Annotated in this window: 1 protein-coding gene; it reads right to left on the bottom strand. The window is 70.3% G+C overall.

What is annotated here, in order from left to right:
- Positions 1-919 (bottom strand): protein kinase (locus ACFU7D_RS29975; RefSeq protein ID WP_378874230.1); only part of this gene is annotated, 919 nt, incomplete at its 3' end.
- Between the last annotated feature and the right edge of the window lie 84 nt (positions 920-1,003).

Raw genomic sequence — 1,003 nt, 5'->3', positions numbered from 1 at the left:
GAGCGCCCCCGCCGACGATCACCGGAGCGCCCGTGGGCGCGCCGGCGCTCAGCACACGTGCGATCTCGTCCTGCATCGCCGCGGCGCTCGGGAAGCGCTCGTTCGGGTTCTTCTTCAGCGCGCGGGCGACCAGCGCGTCCACCGCCGGGGGCAGGGCGCGGTTGACGGTGGACGGGGCCACCGGCTCCTCCTGCACGTGCGCGTACGCGATCGCGAGCGGTGAGTCGGCGTCGAACGGCAGGCGCCCGGTGACCAGTTGGAACAGCATGATGCCGACCGAGTACAGGTCGGATCGCGCGTCGACGCCGCGGCCGAGTGCCTGCTCGGGGGAGAGGTACTGAGGGGTACCGACGACCATCCCGGTCTGGGTCATCGAGGTGACGCCCGACTGCATGGCCCGGGCGATGCCGAAGTCCATCACCTTGACGACGCCGCGCTTGGTCATCATGACGTTGCCGGGCTTGATGTCGCGGTGGACCAGACCCATCTCGTGGCTGGTCTCCAGGGCGGCGAGCACGTCCGCCGTCACCTTGAGGGCCTTGTCGGCCGGCATCGCGCCGTACTGCTGGACGTCCTCGTCGAGCACGGAGCCCAGCGGCCGGCCCTCGACGTACTCCATGACGATGTACGGCATCAGCGCGCCGCCGAGCTCGTCCTCGCCCGTGTCGAAGACCGAGACGATGTTGGTGTGCTGCAGTTTGGCGACGGCCTGCGCCTCGCGCCGGAACCGCTCGCGGAAGGACTGCTCGCGTCCCAGCTCGGTGTGCAGTGTCTTGATCGCGACCTGTCGGTCCAGGGCGGTGTCGTACGCGAGGTAGACGGAGGCCATGCCGCCCTCGCCGAGCAGGTCGCGCAGCTGGTACCGGCCGCCGGCCACGGAACCGCCCGCGTACCGCCCCTGTGCGCCGTCGTGGCTCATGGCTTGAATCCCCCTCGGCGCCCGGCGGACGCGATCATCCTTGTTACGCGCCAAGTCTGCCCGAGGGGTACGACACGTCAAGCC

The sequence above is a fragment of the Nocardioides sp. NPDC057577 genome, from assembly GCF_042801335.1.
Taxonomy (GTDB): Bacteria; Actinomycetota; Actinomycetes; order Propionibacteriales; family Nocardioidaceae; genus Nocardioides.
This window is presented reverse-complemented; position numbering and strand designations above follow the sequence as displayed.